The following is a 21,751-nucleotide window of genomic DNA, read 5'->3' on the forward strand; positions in this document are numbered from 1 at the left end:
AAGATAAGCTTCGCCTCAGCAATCTAAAACAAGTTTTATTGCTCTCGGCTTGCATTATCTTTGTTCTAATAATCATTGTTTTATCATGTTCTGGTCGTTGTCGGAATGTATAATCCAATATGATATGAATGGTTTGGTGTTGTTTAATCGGTATAAATATATTTAAGTTTTGAAGTTACATATTTTTAATCCGGAGCATGATATAGCTCTGGCATACGACAAACGCTATCTGGTTGTGCCTCACGCGGCAAGGGAACTGCGCATGAATTTAGGCTTTATCCCGTGTTTGTGGGCAGACGACGGGGATTGTATACTTGTAGATGATGTCCAATATGCCGTAAAGGCGGCGACAAAGCTCGGACGCGGTCATGCCGACGTGCTGTTTCTGTCGGCAGAACAGCTTAAAGGTGTTGCCTTTGACAAGATTGAGCCGTGGGGGTGGGACCGGTGTATCGCCACTCAGTTGCATGATGCCGGTGTGTTGGCGGACTTGTTGCCTTCCGAAGACGGTTTGGAACATATCCGTTCGCTTTCAAGCAGGGTGCATACCGGCGGTGCCCTCGATTTTATCCGTGCAGACATTGAAGACGACACATGCGGTGAAAGTTTTTATTTTACCACGGCAGAGGATGTAGCCGGATTTATAAATGCAGTCGGCGATGTTGTGGTAAAGGCTCCGTGGAGCAGCAGCGGTCGCGGACTGAGATATGTCCACGGTGCTTGCAGCGACTCTACGGCGGGCTGGATAGGCAGGACTATATCCGCGCAGGGCGGTGTGATGGCAGAGCCTTATTATGATAAGGTGAAAGACTTTGGCATGGAGTTCTTTTCTCATGGCGATGGCAGGGTGGAGTATTGCGGCATTTCTCTCTTTGAAACATTGAACGGTGCCTACATGGGGAACATCATTGCCGACGACAAACGCAAACTCGAGGCTCTGCAACGGTTTGTTACGGAAGAGTTAATAAATATTATAAAACAAAGGTGTATAAAGTATTTTGAGAGATTGTTCCGTAATAAGTATGAAGGACCTTTCGGGGTGGACATGATGATTGTCGCACGCAAGGATATGGACGGCTTTGTTGTTCATCCTTGTGTTGAGGTAAATCTGCGTCGTACCATGGGGCATGTCGCCCTTTCGCTGTCCTCATTGGCAGAAGACTCTTCTTATGCAATGCGCATTGTCCACGATGTGAACTATTGTCTCAAGTTGATTCCTCTGGATAAATATTTTGTAAAGACTTTATGATTAAAACTATTAATATTAATGATTTATGAGAAAAACATTATTGTCATGCTTGATGATGCTGCCGTTGCTGTCCGGTGCGCAGTATCGTTCTGACGTGTGGTGTCCCGACAACGGTGACGGAACCTACACCAACCCCGTAATAGATGCCGACTATAGTGACCCCGACGTATGTGTTGTCGGTGATGACTATTATATGACGGCAAGTTCTTTCAACTGTATTCCGGGGTTGCCGATACTTCACTCCAAGGATCTTGTCAATTGGGAGATTATCGGATATGCCTTGAAAAAGCTCGAGCCGGCAGAGAAATTTGACAAGCCTTCGCATGGAAACGGTGTGTGGGCTCCGTGCATACGCTATCACAACGGCGAGTTCTACATATATTGGGGCGACCCGGATCATGGCGTGTTTATGGTAAAGACCAAAGACCCGGCTGGCGAATGGGAAGAGCCGGTGTGTGTCATACCGGGTGAGGGAATGATAGACACGACGCCTCTTTGGGACGAAGACGGTCGCTGTTATCTTGCCAACGGTTGGGCAAACAGCCGTTCGCGCTTTGCATCGGTGCTCACCGTGCGTGAACTTAATGCCGAGGGAACAAAGGCGATTGGTGACCCTGTAATTGTTTTTGACGGAAACGGAAACGCCAACCGCACCGTTGAAGGTCCTAAGTTTTACAAGCGTGACGGCTGGTATTGGATAATGTGCCCTGCCGGCGGCGTGCCTACAGGATTTCAGTTGGCAATGCGCAGCAAGAGTCCTTTCGGACCCTACGAAAGCAAGGTCGTGCTTGCACAGGGCAAGACAAGTGTAAACGGTCCTCATCAGGGCGGCTGGGTGCATACGTCGCAGGGAGAAGACTGGTTCCTGCACTTCCAGGACAAGGGTTGCTACGGTCGTGTGGTTCATCTTCAGCCTGTTACATGGAAAGACAACTGGCCCGTAATGGGTGTTGACAAGGACGGAGATTATTGCGGTGAGCCTGTTCTGAAGTTCCGTAAGCCCAAGACTGCCGCCAAGTCTGTTGTAATGAACCCGGTGGAGAGCGATGAGTTCAATTCTCCAAAGTTAGGATTGCAGTGGCAATGGCACGCAAACTATGATCAGAAGTTCGGAATGCCCACGGCTTTCGGCACATACCGCATATATACGCACAAGGTAAGCGAGAACTTTGTTAATCTGTGGGAAGTTCCCAATCTCCTGTTGCAGAAGACTCCCACGGATAACTTCACTGCAACGGCAAAGATACGTTTCACTTCAAAAGACCAGAATCAGCAGGGCGGTATAATCATGATGGGACTTGACTATTCGGCATTGGTGGTGAAAAGAGTGGGCGACGAATTCCAGTTGCAGCAGATAACATGCCGCAGTGCAGACAAGGGCAAGAAGGAAGATGTCAAGGTGATTGCCACTCTCAAACCTACGGCTGTGGACAAGATAGACTATCAGCCTGCCATACACGAGGATATTTATCTCAGAATGACCGTCAATGACGGTAAATGTCGTTTCGCTTACAGTAAGAACGGTAAGAAATACGAGTCTGTAGGCGACGAGTTCAAGATGCGCGAGGGCAAGTGGATAGGTGCCAAGATAGGTTTTGTTGCCATCGAACCGGCGGGAAAGACAAACAGAGGCTGGATTGATGCCGATTGGTTCAGAGTGACAAAATAATAATATTCTTGTTTCTTTTGATATAAAGAATAGACTTTGTCAAAAGAATATAGAGTAAAGTAAGGTAAAACAGAGGAAGATAAAAGACGTTTGTCTTGTCGATAAGTACAAAGGCACTGTCTTTTATCTTCCTTGTTTTTAGTCACATTGATTACGCGAGCTTGGGATAAGGACATCCGAATCCGCTATGTATGGACATATCCTTTTATATGTCCAGACTACAACAGGTATTGTCAAATCCTTTCCAGCACAAGCGTTATCAGGTCGTCAATCTGATTTTTGTATCCGGTGTTTGCCCTTCCTGCCCTGCGGTTGGCAATAACCATGCACACGGTGGTGGCTTTATGTCCCATTAACCGTGACAGACCGGCGAGGGCAGAACTTTCCATTTCGAAGTTGGTGATTTTCATACCGTTATATTCGAAGTTCTCTATCTTCTCGTTCTGATTAGGGTCGGCGAGCGGTATGCGCAGTTGTCTGCCCTGTGGTCCGAAGAAACCGCCGCATGCCACGGTTACACCGAGTACCATGTCGTCTCCGGCTATGCGCTCAACAAGTTCGCTGTCCGCATCTATTATGTATGGTGCCGGTGCGCACATGTTTCCGGACCACCCGAGATGGTTGAGCAATGCACGCTCCATGGCAAGGTCGCACACGGCATTGCGTCCTTGATAGAAATTCAGAAGTCCGTCAAAACCGACAGATTTTACGGAACAGATGAACGTCCCTTCGGGTGTGTATGTCTGCAGACCTCCGCATGTGCCAATACGTACTATTTCCAGTTGGCGTGTATGTTCCTTTTCCATACGTGTGTTGAAGTCGATGTTTGCCAGTGCATCTATCTCATTCATCACAATGTCTATGTTGTCACATCCAATGCCTGTTGAGGTCACGGTTATGCGCTTGCCTTTGTATGTTCCGGTCACCGTCTTGAACTCGCGGCTCTCCACCTCACATTCTTTTGTATCAAAATGAGAGGCGACAAGCGCCACACGTCCGGGGTCGCCTACAAGTATTATTTTGTCTGCAAGCTGTTCCGGCTTTACATGAAGATGGAATATACTGCCGTCTCCGTTTATTATAAGTTCTGATTCTGCAAAGTGTTTATTCATAATGATTTGCTCTTTTTTGGTTCAACAATATATTTTCAGAGTTTCTGATATCTTTTTCCAGTTGTCTGATTTGCATTTCCAGTTTCTCATTCTCTTTCTCGTTTGCCAATATTGTGGCTTTTAACCTGTTGCGTACGGTCATGTCTCCATTGGCATATTGTTCCCTTGCTTTTTCTATTTTGTCGGACAATGTCTTTGCCAAAGCTCTCATCTCGTTCAGTTGTTTGAACTTTTCCATGTTTCCGGAAACCTTGAAATCGGATATGGAGTTGTATGTCACATCGTCGTTAATGACGAATGATATCTTGTTTTTCGCATCTTCTTTATGTCCGTTACCGTTTCTTATTTCCCGGACTTTGTTCAATGCGTTGTTCCTTTCGCCGCCCTTTCCCCATGTGTCGGCAATGCTTGATATGTCTGCAAACTGTTTAATCTGCTCTTTTGTATAGTTTTCGGCAGAATATACCTGCCTTGTTTCCGGTGCAACGAATATATATACACACACTTTGCCTTCGGGCTGATTGCGGTCAGTTGCAAACCAACCTATGCCGGCGGTCTCGTCTATGGCATACATATAGTCGTTTGCCGTGGAGTTGAAAGGCATACCTATATTTTCCGGTTTGAGATATGTTCCTGTTTCCGAGTCGTATCTTGTCTCGAATATATCATATCCTCCTATGCTTCCGCTGCCCTGTGCAGCAAAATAGAGGGTCGTTCCATCAGTCATTATATACGGATAGTTCATCTGTTCAAGCTCGTTGTCATCGTCAAGCACGGTAATGGCAGCAGGTTCCGTCCATTGATTGCCCAGACGGTCGCTGGTGTAAAGTTTCATATTGCCGGCTTTATCCTTGTCGGAGAAATAGCATTTGTTGCCAAGTTCGTTTATGTGCAGATAAGATTCGGGCTTACTGCCGTTCTTGAACATTTCATTGTATCTGCAAAGTGTTCCGCTTTCAGGACTGATGGCATATTTGCCGAGAAACATGTCTTTGTCCACGACAATGCTGTCGACAAACATTATCTTTTGTGTGGCGTCCGTCATCTGTTCGAGTCTTGCCTGTTTTATCAGTTCTTCCTCGGACAGTTGTATTACGGGTTGCGCTTTGACCCTTTTCTTCTTCTTTTGTGCCGTTGCCGGGTTTACGACAAATGCCGACAGCAGGGCGGCACAAATAAGTATTTTTTTCATAGACATAGTTGTTTTATCTTATTACAAAGATACGGAAAACCGACAAAATAACGTGTGTTGTTACGGAAAAATAACATACGTGCTGTATAATTAGTAACTTTATGTGTAACAGCAGGTATATGTTATTTCGTTTTTCCGTATCTTGGACTTTGCTGAAGATACTCACGCTCTGCAAACAACAAATGCATTTGTTGTTTTGTTTTCGACTTATCCGTATTTTTGGCTTCGCCGAAGATACTCACGCTCAACAAAACTTAAACAAGTTTAGTTTTGTATTCGACTTATTCGTATCTTTGCACTTGTGCAAAGACAAGCAGAACACCAGCAATAAGAAACAAGTATTGTTGCGCTTGGCTTGCACTCTTTTGATTAAAACAGAAATATAAAAAGGAAAGATGAGAGAATACGATACGTATATATTTGACCTTGACGGTACGTTGCTTAATACGTTGGGCGATCTTGCTGCAAGTGTAAACTATGCCTTGCACCGATATAGTATGCCGGAACATACATTAGAAGACATACGCTGGTTTGTCGGCAACGGTGTAAAGAAGCTTATGGAGCGTTCGGTTCCCGACGGTATGGCTAATCCTCGATTTGAAGAAGTTTTTAAAACGTTTCGTGAACATTATATGGAACATTCGCTTGATACCACGAAACCATATCCCGGCATACCGGATATGCTCAACGGATTGAAATGCAGAGGAAAGAAAATAGCCGTTGTCAGCAATAAGTTCTATACAGCCACACAAGAACTTTGCCGGCATTTTTTCGGCGATTATGTGGATGTGGCAATAGGCGAACGCGAAAACATAAGGCGCAAACCGGCACCCGATACAGTTATAGAGGCTATGCGTCTGCTTGGCGTGTCTTCCGACAATGCAGTATATATAGGCGACAGCGACGTGGACGTTGCAACGGCTGCAAATAGCGGTTTGCCCTGTATAAGTGTGTTGTGGGGATTTCGCGACCGCGCTTTTCTTGAAGAGCACGGAGCATCGGTCTTTATTTCGGAACCGTGTGAGATATTAATGTTCTAATATCTCACCCACACGCTGTTCCAACTCGCTGCCTCTTAGTCCGGCATCGATGAGCTTTCCTTCCCGGTCTATGATTACTGTAAACGGTATGGACTGTACTCCGAACATTTGTGCTGCGGCATTGTCCCAGCCCTGCAAGTCGGAAACCTGAACCCACTTCATGCCCATACGCTTTACGGCTTCTTTCCAACTTGTCGCATCCTTGTCGAGCGACACGCCTATTATGCCCAGTCCTTTGTCCTTGTATTTATTGTACATACCCACCACTTCCGGCATTTCACGAAGACACGGACCGCACCAGCTTGCCCAAAAGTCTATTACCGTAATCTTGTGCTTTGCAGCTTCTTCCAGTGCCGATACCTCATTGCCGTCGATATCATTCATTCTGAAATCGGGAATGGATGTCGATGCTTCTTCTGTCTGCACTTGTGACGGGGCAGCAGGCATTTCGGGCTTTTGAGAATTGGACCGGCATGCAACAAGCATCAGAGCTATTGCTGCCGGTCCGATAATGTTACGTATATTCATGTTATACAATGTATTGCGAACTTATACTCTCGTTGTTGAGAACTCGGCGTATAGTCTCGGCAAACATGTCTGCCACTGACAACTGCTTTACCTTGGCACAACGCTGTGTGTATGGGATTGAGTCTGTGAAGACAATCTCTTCTAATGCCGACTCCTGTACACGTTCGCTTGCCGGACCGCTCATTACGCAGTGCGATGCACACGCGCGCACGCTCTTTGCACCTGCGTTTTTCATTATGTCGGCAGCCTTGGTGATTGTTCCCGCCGTGTCCACGATGTCGTCGATTATCACAACGTTCTTGTCTCTTACATCACCGATAATCTGCATGCTTTCAACAACGTTGGCTCTTGCACGTGTCTTGTTGCACAATACGAGCGGGCAACCAAGATATTTGGCGTATGTGTTGGCACGCTTGCTGCCGCCGACATCCGGCGATGCTATTACTATGTCTTTAAGTTTGAGGCTCTGCAGATATGGCAGTATTACGCCTGATGCGTACAGGTGGTCTACCGGTACGTCGAAAAAACCCTGTATCTGGTCGGCGTGCAGGTCCATTGTTATCAGTCTGTCTATGCCGGCAACACCGAGAATGTCGGCGATGAGCTTTGCGCCGATGCTTACACGCGGTTTGTCTTTCCTGTCTTGTCTTGCCCAGCCGAAGTATGGAATTACGGCATTGATGCTCTTTGCCGATGCACGTTTTGCGGCATCTATCATGAGCAATAATTCCATAAAGTTGTCTGAATTAGGGAATGTGCTTTGCACAAGGAACACATCGCGTCCACGGATTGACTCCTCGTATGATACGGAGAACTCGCCGTCAGAGAACTTTGTGATAACCAGATTTCCCAGCGGACATTCAAGACTTTGGCAAATCTTCTCGGCAAGATACCTTGTATTCGTACCGGAAAATACCATGAAAGAGTTTTGCGCACTCATTTTCTTATTGTTTATATTATTAGTTATAATTTATGATATTGCTTTTTTCAGTTTGTCAAAATGACTTATCAGCTCTTTGTAGTCGGGTTCGTTGTGAATGTCAAACTTGTTCCACAAGTCTCCGCATGCCACTACGCCTCCGAAACCGAGGTCTTTCGCCGCTTTAATGTTGTCCGGACATATACCCCCAAGTGCATATACATGTCTGTCGATAAGTCCCTGTCTTGCCGCTGCTTGCAGTTCATTGACAGAAAATGCTGTGGCATGACGTCCCGAACAACTGTTAAAAACACCTTTGAGAAAGACATATTCAGCCTTTTTCCTGGCTGTTTTCAGTTCTTCTACCGTTGAACATGTGCGTGTGAAACGCCCTTTATACTTGTCGGGCAGGGGAGTGGAAGGACTGTCGATGTGTATTCCTCCCAGATCGTACTCGTTTTTGAGGTAATAATGATTGTGCACGATGATTTTTCTGTAATATTCCTCCGGCAGTAAAGACAGCAGCCGTTCGGAATATAGTGGGGACGAGTCCGGCTTGTACAAGTGCAGGCACTCCATGCCCTCTTCAAAAAGAGACGCCAGTATTTTGTCTTCTTCCACAAAAAAAGTGGGCTTGGTCATTATAACGAGTTTCATCGCTTTTTCTTTTGCAAATGCAAAATTATGAATTTTCTATTAAACATACAATTTAACCATGATAAAAGTTTATCTTTGCACTTTAAAATTGATAATTTACAGTAATGAAGATAGATTTGAATACATTCGAAAGCGTTTCCACACCTACTTATATTATAGAGGAGAAACGCCTCCGTCGTAATCTTGAGCTTATACGCAGAGTCTCTGACGAGGCAGACATAGATATAATTCTTGCCTTCAAGGCGTTTGCCCTGTGGAAAACGTTTCCCTTGTTTCGCGAGTATATAAGTGCCACCACGGCAAGTTCGTTGTATGAGGCACGTCTTGCCAGAGACGAATTCGGGAGCCTTGCACATACCTATTCTCCGGCTTATACAGACTATGAGATAGACGATATTGCCCGTTGTTCAAGTCATCTTACGTTCAACTCGCCCAGCCAGTATTCACGTCTTCATGCAAGAGTCAAGGCTGTAAATCCTGCGGTAAGTATAGGACTGCGTGTCAATCCCGAGTATTCGGAGGTGGGAACAGACCTTTATAATCCGTGTGCGCCGGGCACGAGGTTTGGTATTGTGGCAGACAAGCTTCCGGATGTGCTGCCTGAAGATGTCGAGGGCTTTCACTGCCATTGTCATTGTGAGAGTGGGGCGGATGTCTTTCAGCGCACGTTGGAGCACATAACGGGAAAGTTCTCAAAGTGGTTCGGGCAATTGAAGTGGATAAACTTTGGCGGAGGTCATCTTATGACGAGGGAAGGTTACGACACCGGACTGCTTGTTTCTATGATGCGCGACATTCACCGCCGTTATCCCCATCTGCGTATTATTCTTGAACCAGGCAGTGCTTTCGGCTGGCAGACCGGAGCACTTGTGTCGCAGGTGGTGGACATTGTGGAAGATCATGGAATAAAGACAGCCATATTGAATGTCAGTTTTACGTGTCACATGCCTGATTGTCTTGAAATGCCTTACATGCCGGCTGTGCGTGGAGCGGAAGTTCTGGACGATTGTGCTTCTTCGTCTGATGATAACGTATACAGGCTTGGGGGCAATAGCTGCCTTTCCGGTGACTTTATGGGAATGTGGCGTTTTGAAAAGCCGCTTGTCGTGGGAGATAAGGTGATATTCGAGGATATGCTGCATTATACCACGGTAAAGACCAATATGTTCAACGGGATTACCCATCCCTCGATAGCCATGGCACACAGCGACGGCACTCTCGAGATGCTCCGTATATACGGATATGAGGACTACAGAAGCCGCATGGATTAGTTCGAATATTGCGATTATAGATGTATGAATGTAGAAGAATTCAGAGATTTTTGCCTTTCGCTGCCCGACAGTAGCGAGAAGATGCCGTTTCAGGATTTTTGTTCGGCACAGTCGATATTGGCATTCTATGTGTGTGGAAAGATATTCTGTTTCTTGGATATAGATACATTTGACGCATGCACGATAAAGTGCAGTCCAGATATTATAGATGAATTGAAGGCAAGCTATATGGCTGTTGGCTTGCCATATAATATGAATCGTAGATATTGGATCAGTATCCGGTTCAACGAAGATATGCCGGATGAGATGATTAAGCGTATGGTTTCCGATTCATATTCCTTGATAAAAAGCAGAAAACGCAGATGATTGATTTGCGAAAGAGACAAGGAAAACGGTTTGATAAATCATGAAATAATACCGGCTTTTTTGCTTTTGCGTAATTGAAAGCTTAATAAAGAAGTGCGATGAAAGATTTTGTGGCGATAGATTTTGAAACAGCCAATCAACACATGAGCAGTGTCTGCAGTGTCGGTATTGTGGTTGTGAGAAACGGGGTGATAGAGGATGAGGCATACAGCCTTATTTATCCCAGACCTGACTATTTTACATATTGGACAACACGAGTACATGGTCTCCTATGGAAGATGTTGAAGATGCGAGAGCTTTTCCGGATGTATGGGCTGAGATATCCTGCTATATAAAAGGGTTGCCGCTTGTTGCCCATAACAGTCCTTTTGATGAAGGATGTCTGAAAGCTGTCTTTAAAGAATATGGAATGGAATATCCGGACTATGAGTTTTATTGCACGTGCCGTGCGTCGAGGCGGGTGCTTCGTAACAAAATACCCAATCATAGACTTGAAACCGTGGCAGAATATCTTGGCTATGATCTGGAACATCATCACCATGCTTTGTCCGATGCGGAAGCGTGTGCTTTTATTGCCATGAAATTGTTATAAGGATAAAGCAATAACCGTGCCTTACAATCGCTGTCGGTTTAATGTGGATTTAAACATAGAAAGCGTTAGTTATATAGAGGATATGCCGGAAATGTGGAGCCTTGTTTTAAACATTCCACGCATGCAACACACATACAGTCAGGGGATTATCGTTAAAAACTTGCAACCCTACACTGCTTCATATAATATATCCTGACGTACGCCGTAATATCTTAAGTTGCTGGTTTGCAAAGTATTGACTGTCATAACCCATAGCTTTATGACACGTAACTCATAGCTTTATGATGCGTAAACATATACGGTGAGTTTGGGATAATAAACAATAGCTTCACTCGTGTTCTCCTCATGCTTTCTATGCTACAATCCAACCATTTCCTTCATATTAATATTATTTTAACACATCTCTATGCCGTTATCCCGAACTCGCGTGCATATATAGTTGTCTGTTTTCTACCGGCTTTTGAAAGTTCATGTTCTGCTTCGGTTTAACCATGCGTTCAGCACTGAAAATAGAGAAAAAAGTGAAAAAAATACCGAAAAAGTTTGCTGTATAAAAAAAATATACTACCTTTGCAACCGCATTTAGAGAAATGCTCTTTACTGTCAAGGTAGAGGATAAAGGCGGAAATAGCTCAGTTGGTAGAGCACAACCTTGCCAAGGTTGGGGTCGCGGGTTCGAGTCCCGTTTTCCGCTCGGACATTCTGAATAAAAAAAGAAGAGCAATCTTCGCCTTTTTGCCCAGGTGGCGGAATTGGTAGACGCGCACGTTTCAGGTGCGTGTGTTTAACGGCGTGCAGGTTCGAGTCCTGTTCTGGGCACAATTTTATTCAGAATGCTTTTTGTGTTGGAGAGGTGGCGGAATAGGTAGACGCGCTACTTTGAGGGGGTAGTGTCAATTGCGACGTGGGAGTTCGAGTCTCCTCCTCTTCACACTTTTTTGTTGCGGAAATAGCTCAGTTGGTAGAGCACAACCTTGCCAAGGTTGGGGTCGCGGGTTCGAGTCCCGTTTTCCGCTCGGTTTTTTAGGAACAGGAAAAATACAAATCATGAATTTATATTTAAGATATTTCGATAGAGAGACATTAGTAAATAATGTCGATGATGCCATATTCTTTTTAGGTTCGATACAGGAAATAGGGATGAATCCCGAGTTGGAGGCAGATATACGTTCATACGTAGCAAGCGACGTATATTTTCCTAAGCGTTATAAAATACGTCCCCGTGTTTATTTTATAGTGATAAAGACCGAGGCTGCGACAATGCTTGATTTCAAGCAGAAGAAGGCTTTGCGCTCATCGGGGACAGCTGTGCACAATGAACCCAAGGAGAATGCATCATCTTCTTTGCTGCGTCTCGGCGAGGAACGTCCGGGGTGGTATGAGGGCACTCTTGACTTTAAGCGTGTTGTAATGATACCGGGTACGGGCAAGCATGAATATCGTGACACGCATTTTGTTGCCAATTGCAAGGCTCATTCGGGAATGGACTGCTACAATCGCATAGTGGAGCATCTCAGAAGCAGGGTTGACGGCAGGAGTCAGTTCCCGTCGGCAAAGGGAAAAAACTTCAAGTTCAAGTATTTGGGACTTTGGAAATAATCTTATGAATAAGGTACTGCTTATCGGAAATGTAGGAAAAGAGCCGGAAGTGCGCTATTATGAGCAAGACCAGGCTGTAGCAAGTTTTCCTCTTGCCACAACCGAGCGTGGATATACTCTGCAAAACGGTACACAGGTTCCCGACCGTACAGACTGGCATAACATTGTGCTGTATCGCGGACTGGCAAAAGTGGCAGAGAAATATATTCATAAAGGCGACAAGCTATACATAGAAGGGCGTATACGTTACAGAAGTTATGACGACCAGAAAGGTATGCGTCGTTATGTTACGGAGATACTTGCCGAGAATATGGAAATGCTTACTCCTAAACAGACTGCTGTATCATCGCCTGCCGGAAAGTCGGCGGAACCCTCGGTGCAGCAGGATAAAACAACACAAGATCTGCCATTCTGATGTCAGGTGATATTTGAAATAAAAAATGGTTTTGGACATAATATCGTATTTGGGCACTACTTTGTCGGAAGTACATCTTAACGCTCCCGACACAGGAGTTGTTGTAGCTTCATTGCTTGCAATATTCCTTCTTCTGGTTTCGGGCTTTGCCAGCGGGTCTGAAATAGCTTTCTTCAGTCTGGCTCCATCCGATTTAAATGAATTGTCGCCGGAACATAATCAAAGTGACAAGAACATAGAGTTGCTGCGTAACGACAGTGAGCGTACTTTAGCTACAATTCTTATAACAAATAATTTTGTCAATGTCATGATAATCATGATATGTAACTATATTTTCGGCAAGATTATTGACTTCGGAAATGCGTATTGGCTGCAATTCGTGTGTATAACCGTACTGCTTACTTTCTTTCTTCTTCTGTTCGGAGAGATTATGCCGAAGATATTTGCAAGGCAGTCTTCGTTGAAGTTCTGCAGGCGTACGATAGGCGGAATACTGTTTTTCCGCAAATTGTTCTGGCCTTTGGGGACAGTTCTCATTAAGAGTGGGGTTTTGGCGGAGAAGATTTTTGCCAAGGAAAATCATGTCCTGAGTGTGGATGAACTGGGACAGGCACTTGAATTGACCGACAAAAACGACATAAAGGATGAGCGCAGCATGCTAAAAGGCATTGTGAGATTTGGCGCGGAGACTGTAAAGGAGATAATGACAAGCCGCCAGGATATTGTAGACCTTAATATAAAAAGTTCGTTCTCAGACGTTCTTAAATGTATTGTGGAAAACAATTACAGCCGTATTCCCGTCTATCAGGACAATACGGACAACATTCGCGGAGTGCTTTATATAAAAGACTTGCTGTTGCATATAAACAAACCTGCCAATTTCCGTTGGCAGAGCCTTATACGTCCGCCGTATTTTGTTCCGGATACGAAGAAAATCGATGATCTTCTCCGTGAGTTTCAGAAAGGAAAGGTGCACATTGCCATTGTTGTGGACGAGTTCGGAGGAACAAGTGGTATTGTTACGCTTGAGGATATACTCGAAGAAATTGTAGGCGAGATAAACGATGAATATGATGACGATGAGAAAACCTACAAGCGTATAGGGCATAATACTTATATATTTGAAGGAAAGACTCTTCTGAGCGATTTCTATAAGATACTGAATGTTGACGGTGACGAGTTTGAAGATATAGAAGGCGATGCCGATACCGTTGCCGGACTGTTGCTTGAACTTAAAGGTGATTTCCCTGTTATGAACGAGAAACTGGAATATAAGAATTATTCTTTTGAAATTCAGGACATGGATGAGCGTCGTATATCAAGCGTGAAAGTGGCTATAGGTGACAAAAAGAAAGAAAACATCGAAGGCAATGCCGCTGATTAGGATAGAAAAAATTTCCGCAGATGTCTGCCTCGGGTTGTGGAATATAACTGAAACAACGTCCGTTTTCTTTGAATTATATCCGCATTTACTTGTTCATAAACCGGTGACTGATACTTTCAAGTCGGAAGCACGTTGTCTGGAGTATCTTGCCGTCAGGGCTTTATTGTCTCACATGGAAGGGGATGACATACGGATATCTCATGACGGAAACGGCAAGCCCCTGCTTTCAAACGGTGCGGAAATAAGCATAAGCCACACGCGTGGATATGTTGCCGTAATCGTTTCTTCGGTTAAACGTGTTGCCGTAGACATAGAATATGTAAGTGAAAGGGTGGGGCGTGTAGCCTCTAAATTCCTGAGAGACGATGAAAATGCCTTGTCCCTGCACGGGCAATTGCTGTGCTGGTGTGCAAAAGAGACAGCTTATAAATTGTTTTCTGCCGATAATCTTGGTTTTCATGATATTCGTATTTCTCCGTGTGACTTAAACGGAAATACCGGTGTTGTGAAAGCAGAGAACCTTAAACGTAATGTTGAATTTGACATATATTATAATATGACGGACAAATTCATGCTTACTTATGCTATATACAAAGCCGGTAATTTATGATTGACGGTTGCTTGCTGTCGGGCAAGGTAACGGACTTTCAATTATAAATTACCGGCTGTTTTTCAGACTTTATACATTGGTCTGTTTACGTTCTGACCTTTTTCCGTTTCTCTTTTTATATCCTTGTTTCTTGTTCTTGTTATACGGTTTGCGTTTTCTGTTTTCATTCCTTGCATAGACTTTGTATTCCGGTGATTCGCCTATACCCTGTGGCAGCGGTATCTTTTCAACGGTGCGCCCGATAAACTTCTCTATATTCATGAATGCTCCGATTTCCTTGCCTCTTATCAGTGTTATAGCCCTTCCGTCGCGGTCGGCGCGTGCCGTTCGACCTATGCGGTGCACATAGTCTTCCACATCATGCGGTACGTCATAGTTTATCACCATGGATATGTCGTCTATGTCTATGCCTCTCGATACAATGTCTGTTGCAACGAGCACGTCTACTTGTCCGCTCTTGAAGCGGTACATCACGTCGTCGCGCTGGCTCTGTTCCAGATCCGAGTGCATCTCATCACTGTTTATGCCGTTCTGTTTCAGTGTCCTGTTTATTTCCTTTACTTTTATCTTTGACGAAGAGAATATTATTACACGGCTTAACTTTTCTTTGCCGAAGATGTCTTTCAGTATCCTCTGTTTCTGGTTGTCATGACATACGTATGCCGTCTGCTTTATTTTCTCAGCCGGCTTGTTTACGGCAATCTTTATTATAGCAGGATTTTTTAGTATGCTTTTGGCAAGCTGTTCAATCTTGTCGGGCATTGTTGCAGAGAACATTATCGTCTGACAAGTATCCGGCAACAGTTTCGCAATAGCCATGATATCCTCTGAAAATCCCATATCCAGCATCCTGTCTGCCTCGTCGAGAACAAAGAAAGAAACCTTGCTGAAGTCGACGTTTCCCATGGTTATGTGGCTGAGCAGCCGTCCCGGTGTTGCTATTATCACGTCGGCACCGAGCTGCATGCCTTTAAGTTCCTGATTATACCTGTTGCCGTCGTTGCCTCCATATACGGCAACGCTGTTTATCGAAGGCATATAATAGGAGAAGCCTTGCATTGCCTGGTCTATCTGTTGGGCAAGTTCTCGTGTCGGACTCATTATGACACAGTTGATAGCATCTTGCGGAAAACCTCCGTCATCGAGTATGCTTAGTATAGGCAGAAGATATGCCGCAGTTTTTCCTGTGCCGGTCTGTGCCACTCCGAGCACATCCTTTCTGTCGAGTATTGCTGGTATACATTTCTCCTGTATTGGGGTGCACGTGGTGAAATTCATGTCATCAAGTGCATCCAATGTATTGTCGTTCAAATCTAAATCGTAAAAATCCATTTTTTAATTAGGTGCTTTTCTGTAGCAGTAGTATGCTACAAATGTAAATATAATATTTGGTATCCATGCCGCCAATATAGGCGGAGTATTGGCATTTATCGCAAATGTCGCCGATACCGTCTGCAAAAGTATATATCCGAAACTTAGTGCAAGTCCGATACCAAGGTATAGTCCCATGCCTCCTTTGCGCTTTCGTGAAGACAATGCCAGTCCTATGGTTGTAAGGATGAACGATGCGAAGGACATGGCTATGCGTTTGTGATACTCTACCTCATATTGTACCACGTTGCTTGAACCGCGGTCTATCTGCTTGCCTATATACTCGCGCAACTGCGGACTTGTGAATGTTTCTTGCTGTCCCTTGGAAAACACCAGGTCTGTAGGCTCCATCATTATCACCGTATCTTTGGATGCTCCGCTTGTAATATGCTCCCTGAGACCTTTTAGCTGGCGTATTCTCCAGCCTATGGCTTTCCAATGGTATTTGGCATCGGATATTGTGTCGTATTGTATTTCTGAAGCAGTCATGTGGCTTACAAGCTTTTTGTTCTCAAACTTGTCAAGACAAAAGCCATATCCCTTCTTGCGGTTGTTGTCGTAGTGCTGTATGTATGCTATGACACCTTTGCCCACCTGCAGTTGTACATTCTCTGCCGATGTGTTTCTTTTCTTGTTCTTATACATCGTCTCGAAGTTCTGTCTTACGATTGTTCCTTTAGGTATGATGTATGAGCCAAGATAATATGTCATTATGGAAATGATTGCAGCCGAAATCATGTACGGACGCATCAGCCTTTTGAAACTTACACCGGCGGCGAGCATTGATATTATCTCGGAGTTTCCTGCAAGTTTTGATGTGAAGAATATTACGGCGATAAATACGAACAGAGGACTGAACAGATTGGCAAAGTATGGTACGAAGTTCATGTAGTAGTCGAAAACGATAGCCTTAAGTGGCGCATGATACTGTGTAAACTTTGCCAGATTCTCGTTGATGTCGAAAACAATGGATATTGAGATAATCAGGGCGATTGAATAGAAGTATGTACCAATGAATTTCTTGATGATATACAGGTCGAGCAGTTTTACATACCTTTTAGGATTGACATATCCCAGCCAGCCGAGTCTGTTGCCCAGCCGTCCGGCAAGCTCTGCTGTCTTTCTGTATGACGCATTGTTCTTGCCTTTGTTTATTATCGTCCTGATATTCATCGTCGTTTATACTATATTCTTTTTCCAAGTTGTTCGATAACAGACTTTTTCCATGTAACGAAGTCTCCTTGTTCAATGTGGTGCCTTGCATCCGTCACCAGCCGCAGATAGAAAGCAAGGTTGTGTATACTTGCTATCTGCATGGCAAGCAGCTCCTGTGCCTTGAACAGATGATGAAGATAAGCCTTTGTATATATGATGTCTGTCTCGCATCCGTCCGGATCTATGGGAGAAAAATCTTTTTCCCATTTCTTGTTGCGCATGTTCATTGTGCCGTTGTATGTGAAGAGCATGGCATTGCGCCCGTTTCTCGTCGGCATCACGCAGTCGAACATGTCCACCCCTCTCTCTATCGCCTCAAGAATGTTCTGCGGAGTTCCCACACCCATAAGATAACGCGGCTTGTCCTTTGGCAGTATGTCGTTGACCACCTCTATCATCTCGTACATCACTTCTGTAGGTTCGCCCACGGCAAGCCCTCCGATGGCGTTTCCGTCTGCCCCTTTGTCTGCAACGAACTTTGCCGCCTCACGTCTTAAGTCCTTGTAAGTGCATCCTTGTACAATAGGAAAAAGGCTCTGGTCGTATCCGTATAAAGGTTCTGTTTCGTTGAAACGCTTTATACAACGGTCGAGCCATCTCTCTGTAAGTCCCAGACTTCTTTTGGCATATTGGTAGTCACTGTCTCCCGGAGGACACTCGTCGAATGCCATAATGATGTCTGCACCTATCACACGTTCGGTGTCCATGACGTTTTCCGGTGTGAAGATATGCTTGGAACCGTCTATGTGCGAGCGAAATTCGCAACCTTCTTCTTTAAGTTTGCGTATGCCAGTGAGCGAGAAGACTTGAAAACCTCCGCTGTCTGTCAGTATCGGACGATCCCATGTATTGAACTTATGCAGTCCTCCTGCAGCACGAAGCGTGTCAAGTCCGGGTCTGAGATACAGGTGGTATGTGTTGCCAAGTATTATCTGTGCCTTTACCTGTTCGCGCAGTTCGTTGAAGTGAACACCCTTTACGCTGCCGCATGTTCCCACCGGCATGAATATAGGTGTCTTTATCTGCCCGTGGCATGTGGTGATAAGTCCTGTGCGTGCATCGCTTGCGGGGTCGGTATGTTGTAGTTCGAATTTCATTGATTACTGTTTCTGTTCCTTTTCTTCTATTTCAAATGTAACGGCATTCTTTACTTTCTCATCCGTGAGTGCAAAGTTCCATACATCCCCCACATTCTCCACATAGTGGAAACTGACACCTTTGAGATATATGTCAGGTATTTCGTCAATGTCCTTCTTGTTGTCCTTGCACATTAAAATCTCTGTTATGCCTGCTCGTTTTGCAGCCAGTATCTTTTCCTTGATACCACCTACCGGCAGCACTTTCCCGCGTAAAGTTATCTCACCTGTCATTGCCGTGTTCTTGCGGACTTTGCGTTGTGTTATGGCGGATGCTATAGATGTGGCAATTGTGATGCCGGCAGAAGGTCCGTCTTTGGGCGTGGCACCCTCCGGTACATGTATGTGTATGTTCCAGTTGTCAAATATGCGGTAATCTATGTTCAGATCGTCGGCATGTGCCTTTACATATTCCAGTGCCAGCATAGCCGACTCTTTCATGACATCTCCCAGATTTCCCGTCAGTGTAAGTTTGCCTCCCTTGCCTTTGCTCAGGCTTGTTTCGATGAACAGTATCTCGCCTCCTACGCTTGTCCATGCCAGTCCTGTAACGATACCGGCGTATTCGTTGCCCTGATATATATCGCGGCTGAACGGAGCCTTGCCAAGCATCGTTTCGACTTCGGCAGGTGTTATTTTTGTAAAAGGCAGCTTGCCGTCCCTGACTTTCATCAGAGCAGCCTTGCGCAGCAACTTGTTTATTTGTTTTTCAAGTTGCCTTACTCCGCTTTCACGTGTGTACTGTTCGATTATCTTTTCTATTCCCGCCTTGTTGAACGTCAGTGCCTTGTCTGTGTCCATACCCGTATTTTCCTTTTCTTTGGGTATAAGGTGACGTTTGGCAATCTCAATTTTCTCCTCGGTTATATATCCGCTAACCTCTATCAGTTCCATACGGTCGAGTAACGGTCGCGGAATGGTTGTTATGTCGTTTGCCGTGGCTATGAACAACACTTTCGACAGGTCGTAGTCCATGTCAAGATAGTTGTCGTGAAAGGCGTTGTTCTGTTCCGGATCCAGCACTTCCAACAGGGCGGATGCCGGGTCGCCGTTGACAGTGTTCTGTGTAACCTTGTCTATTTCGTCAAGTATGAACACGGGGTTTGACGAGCCTGCCTTCTGCATGCTCTTTATTATACGTCCCGGCATGGCACCGATATATGTCCGGCGATGTCCCCTTATTTCAGCCTCATCATGCACACCTCCGAGCGAAACCCTCACGTATTTTCGCTTCATGGATTTGGCTATGCTCTTTCCGAGACTGGTTTTTCCCACTCCGGGAGGACCGTAAAGGCATATTATCGGCGACTTAAGGTCCTTACGAAGGCTTAAGACAGCCATATACTCAAGAATTCTTTCCTTTACTTTCTCCATGCCGTAGTGATCCTTGTCCAGTATTTTCTGAGCCCTTTTAAGGTTCAGGTCGTCTTCAGTGCATTCGTCCCACGGCAGACTTACAAGTGTCTGAAGATAGTTGAGCTGTATGCTGTATTCCGGACTCTGAGGGTTCAGGATGTCGAGCTTGTCTATTTCCTTACCGAATACTTTTGCAAAGTTTTCGTTATACATCTTTTCTTCGGCTTTTTCGATAAGCTCCTTGCGCTCGGGCGACATGTCACCGTTGCCAAGTTCTTCCTTGATGTTTTTTATCTGCTGTTGCAGAAAATACTCCCTCTGCTGTTCGTCTATGTCCTCACGTGTTTTCGTGCGTATGTCTTGCTTCAGCTCCAATAGCTGTAATTCGCGGTTCAATATTCTTAATATGCCGAAAGCCCTGTCTTTCAGAGATTTCACTTCCAATAGTTCGATCTTGTCTGTAATATCAAACGGCATGCTCGAACATATAAAGTTCAGCAGTATGATGCTGCTGGTGATGTTCTGTATTGCAAATTGTGCCTCGTCCGGAATATCCTCGTTCAGCTTGATGTATCCTGCCGCACATTTGCGCAAGTCGTCGATGGCAGCCTCGAATATCTTGTCTCCGTTGTCCGGAAACTCTTCTGCAGCCGTTTCCACCATTCCTTCCATGTAAGGACGTGTCTTCTTTATCTCCGTAAGACGGCATCTGCCGAGTCCTTGTACAATTACAGAGATATTGTTTCCACTGCCTGGAATTTCGAGTATGCGTATTATTCTGGCATAGACACCGTATTCATACAGGTCGTCTTTACCGGGTTCTTCTTTGTCTGCATCTTTCTGGCAGAATACTGCGAATACGGCGTTAGGCTTTTCCTTAAGTTTGTTTATCAGGTTCAGGCTGGCCTCCCTGCCTATAAGTATAGGCGAGACTATGCCCGGAAATAAAATAAGGTTGCGTGTAGCAAGTATCGGCAGTTTGCCTTCGTGGTTTTCTTCCAATAATTTCGTAACATCTCCCTCGTAGTCGGCTATCATCGAAAATGCACTATTTTGATTTCTTTTCATATAATGGTCGTCTCTTGTTTTTGAGATGCAAAGTTAAGTAATTAAATTGATAATGTGTGATGCACGACAGATAAAATTATATAATATGGTGTGCGATGTGAAAATAAATGGTTATTTTTGCATGTAATATGTCTAACAGCTTTTTTAAATTCAAGCAGTTCACCGTGTGGCAGGATGTCTGTGCCATGAAGGTTGGTACAGACGGGGTCTTGCTGGGTGCATGGGCGGAGGGCGGCATGCGTATATTGGATATCGGTACCGGTACGGGACTTGTCGCAATGATGATGGCGCAGAGGTTTCTTTCGGCAGATGTGACGGCGATAGACGTAGAGGAAGGCGCATGCAACCAGGCACGAAGCAATGTGCAACGGTCGGTGTTCAACGAACGGGTGTCCGTCTTCCACGAACCGTTGCAGCAGTTTTCCCGCGGCAGCTATGATGCCATTGTGTGCAATCCCCCTTTCTTTGTGGATGCACTTGAGTGTCCCGACGCTTCGCGCAGTGTTGCCCGTCATGCCTCAACGCTTGGATATGCCGACTTGTTTGCCGGTGTATCGCGCCTTCTCGACGACAACGGCGTGTTCTCTGCCATAATACCGTTTGACTGTCGTGAAAAGTTCGAGCAGGCAGCCGTGATGTCCGGATTGTCCGTGTCGCGTATATGTGCCGTGAAGACCACACCACGCAAGCAGCCGCGCCGCTATTTGTTGGCATTCAGAAAACATCCCTGCAATGTGGAGACGGCTGAAGAGTGCCTGTGTGATGCGGCAGGGGAGAGATCGCTGTGGTATCGTGAATTGACGAAAGAGTTTTATTTAAAGTGAGTTCTATGAATTCATACACCTTGTTTTATATCCCATTTATAGATTATACATTGTCATTGCTGTCCCATTAAAATCCAAAATAGTTCTTTGAAATGTTTGAAATTTAGTTAGTTACAGAGATTTTTCGAGCGCGACGATTTCACGACGATTTCATTTGATACCTTTGCCGCCTATAACA

At 45.0% G+C, this 21,751-nt stretch carries 18 protein-coding genes, 4 tRNA genes and 2 pseudogenes; 15 read left to right on the forward strand and 9 right to left on the reverse strand.

The annotated features are described in order from the left end of the window. Positions 1-169: 169 nt before the first annotated feature. Together HPS54_RS10490 and HPS54_RS10495 are read left to right on the forward strand one after the other, a co-directional pair. Complete coding sequence (locus tag HPS54_RS10490; protein WP_172345405.1) at positions 170-1,249, forward strand: hypothetical protein; 1,080 nt, start codon at positions 170-172, stop codon at positions 1,247-1,249. Between the two features lie 25 nt (positions 1,250-1,274). Further along, positions 1,275-2,918, forward strand: coding sequence for a glycoside hydrolase family 43 protein (locus HPS54_RS10495; RefSeq protein WP_172345406.1), 1,644 nt, complete (start codon positions 1,275-1,277; stop codon positions 2,916-2,918). A 233-nt stretch (positions 2,919-3,151) separates the two neighbouring features. On the opposite strand, the gene HPS54_RS10500 is transcribed toward HPS54_RS10495, so the two are convergent. Next, on the reverse strand, positions 3,152-4,030 hold the full coding sequence (locus HPS54_RS10500) for a nucleoside phosphorylase (protein WP_172345407.1): 879 nt from the start codon (positions 4,028-4,030) through the stop codon (positions 3,152-3,154). Beyond that, a complete protein-coding gene (locus tag HPS54_RS10505) occupies positions 4,023-5,222 on the reverse strand; it encodes a TolB-like translocation protein (RefSeq protein ID WP_172345408.1) in 1,200 nt (399 codons plus the stop codon). The genes HPS54_RS10500 and HPS54_RS10505 overlap by 8 nt, the downstream gene beginning before the upstream one ends. Before the next feature lie 395 nt (positions 5,223-5,617). Between HPS54_RS10505 and HPS54_RS10510 the strand changes: the two genes are divergently transcribed. Continuing rightward, positions 5,618-6,262 carry an HAD family hydrolase gene (locus HPS54_RS10510; RefSeq protein WP_172345409.1) on the forward strand — a complete coding sequence of 215 codons (645 nt, stop codon included), beginning with the start codon at positions 5,618-5,620 and terminating at the stop codon, positions 6,260-6,262. Here HPS54_RS10510 and HPS54_RS10515 read toward each other — a convergent pair. From HPS54_RS10515 to HPS54_RS10525, 3 genes are read right to left on the reverse strand one after another with little or no spacing between them, the layout of a single operon-like run. After that, the gene (locus HPS54_RS10515) at positions 6,251-6,790 is read right to left on the reverse strand and encodes a peroxiredoxin family protein (RefSeq protein ID WP_253951992.1); all 540 of its coding nucleotides are present in this window, start codon (positions 6,788-6,790) and stop codon (positions 6,251-6,253) included. The genes HPS54_RS10510 and HPS54_RS10515 overlap by 12 nt on opposite strands. Before the next feature lies 1 nt (position 6,791). Then, positions 6,792-7,730 carry a ribose-phosphate pyrophosphokinase gene (locus HPS54_RS10520; protein WP_172345410.1) on the reverse strand — a complete coding sequence of 313 codons (939 nt, stop codon included), beginning with the start codon at positions 7,728-7,730 and terminating at the stop codon, positions 6,792-6,794. Positions 7,731-7,760: 30 nt separating this feature from the next. Then, positions 7,761-8,366: a thiamine phosphate synthase gene (locus HPS54_RS10525; RefSeq protein WP_172345411.1), complete on the reverse strand. Its 606-nt coding sequence runs from the start codon at positions 8,364-8,366 to the stop codon at positions 7,761-7,763. Positions 8,367-8,470: 104 nt separating this feature from the next. Here HPS54_RS10525 and nspC point away from each other — a divergent pair, with 104 nt between their 5' ends. The 11 genes and pseudogenes from nspC (at position 8,471) to HPS54_RS10580 (ending at position 14,603) form a co-directional block, all read left to right on the forward strand. Further along, positions 8,471-9,637: a carboxynorspermidine decarboxylase gene (gene nspC, locus HPS54_RS10530; RefSeq protein ID WP_172345413.1), complete on the forward strand. Its 1,167-nt coding sequence runs from the start codon at positions 8,471-8,473 to the stop codon at positions 9,635-9,637. A gap of 24 nt (positions 9,638-9,661) precedes the next feature. Next, the gene (locus HPS54_RS10535) at positions 9,662-10,003 is read left to right on the forward strand and encodes an MmcQ/YjbR family DNA-binding protein (RefSeq protein ID WP_172345414.1); all 342 of its coding nucleotides are present in this window, start codon (positions 9,662-9,664) and stop codon (positions 10,001-10,003) included. 98 nt (positions 10,004-10,101) lie between these two features. Next, positions 10,102-10,595 (forward strand): annotated as a pseudogene (locus HPS54_RS10540) (3'-5' exonuclease). 621 nt (positions 10,596-11,216) lie between these two features. Next, a tRNA-Gly gene (locus HPS54_RS10545) sits at positions 11,217-11,289 on the forward strand. Between the two features lie 43 nt (positions 11,290-11,332). Continuing rightward, a tRNA-Leu gene (locus HPS54_RS10550) sits at positions 11,333-11,414 on the forward strand. 28 nt (positions 11,415-11,442) lie between these two features. Continuing rightward, positions 11,443-11,526, forward strand: a tRNA-Leu gene (locus HPS54_RS10555). Positions 11,527-11,538: 12 nt separating this feature from the next. Further along, positions 11,539-11,611, forward strand: a tRNA-Gly gene (locus tag HPS54_RS10560). 31 nt (positions 11,612-11,642) lie between these two features. Continuing rightward, entirely contained in the window at positions 11,643-12,194 is a 552-nt protein-coding gene (locus HPS54_RS10565; protein ID WP_172345415.1) for a hypothetical protein, read from the forward strand. A gap of 4 nt (positions 12,195-12,198) precedes the next feature. Next, positions 12,199-12,609, forward strand: a complete 411-nt coding sequence (locus HPS54_RS10570) for a single-stranded DNA-binding protein (protein ID WP_172345416.1) — start codon at positions 12,199-12,201, stop codon at positions 12,607-12,609. A 25-nt stretch (positions 12,610-12,634) separates the two neighbouring features. Then, on the forward strand, positions 12,635-13,993 hold the full coding sequence (gldE, locus tag HPS54_RS10575; RefSeq protein WP_172345417.1) for a gliding motility-associated protein GldE: 1,359 nt from the start codon (positions 12,635-12,637) through the stop codon (positions 13,991-13,993). 103 nt (positions 13,994-14,096) lie between these two features. Then, positions 14,097-14,603 carry a 4'-phosphopantetheinyl transferase family protein gene (locus tag HPS54_RS10580; RefSeq protein WP_172345419.1) on the forward strand — a complete coding sequence of 169 codons (507 nt, stop codon included), beginning with the start codon at positions 14,097-14,099 and terminating at the stop codon, positions 14,601-14,603. 179 nt (positions 14,604-14,782) lie between these two features. Here the strand turns inward: HPS54_RS10580 and HPS54_RS10585 are convergent. The 4 genes and pseudogenes from HPS54_RS10585 to lon all read right to left on the reverse strand — a co-directional run. Next, positions 14,783-15,935: pseudogene (locus HPS54_RS10585) on the reverse strand (DEAD/DEAH box helicase); the annotation flags it as partial. A gap of 3 nt (positions 15,936-15,938) precedes the next feature. Continuing rightward, complete coding sequence (locus HPS54_RS10590) at positions 15,939-17,147, reverse strand: LptF/LptG family permease (protein WP_172345422.1); 1,209 nt, start codon at positions 17,145-17,147, stop codon at positions 15,939-15,941. A gap of 11 nt (positions 17,148-17,158) precedes the next feature. Then, complete coding sequence (gene tgt / locus HPS54_RS10595) at positions 17,159-18,286, reverse strand: tRNA guanosine(34) transglycosylase Tgt (RefSeq protein WP_172345424.1); 1,128 nt, start codon at positions 18,284-18,286, stop codon at positions 17,159-17,161. 3 nt (positions 18,287-18,289) lie between these two features. Next, complete coding sequence (gene lon, locus HPS54_RS10600) at positions 18,290-20,749, reverse strand: endopeptidase La (protein WP_172345425.1); 2,460 nt, start codon at positions 20,747-20,749, stop codon at positions 18,290-18,292. Between the two features lie 128 nt (positions 20,750-20,877). Between lon and HPS54_RS10605 the strand changes: the two genes are divergently transcribed. Continuing rightward, on the forward strand, positions 20,878-21,573 hold the full coding sequence (locus tag HPS54_RS10605; RefSeq protein ID WP_172345426.1) for a tRNA1(Val) (adenine(37)-N6)-methyltransferase: 696 nt from the start codon (positions 20,878-20,880) through the stop codon (positions 21,571-21,573). Positions 21,574-21,751 lie beyond the last annotated feature (178 nt).

The organism is Xylanibacter caecicola, assembly GCF_013166515.1.
GTDB lineage: Bacteria > Bacteroidota > Bacteroidia > Bacteroidales > Bacteroidaceae > Prevotella > Prevotella caecicola.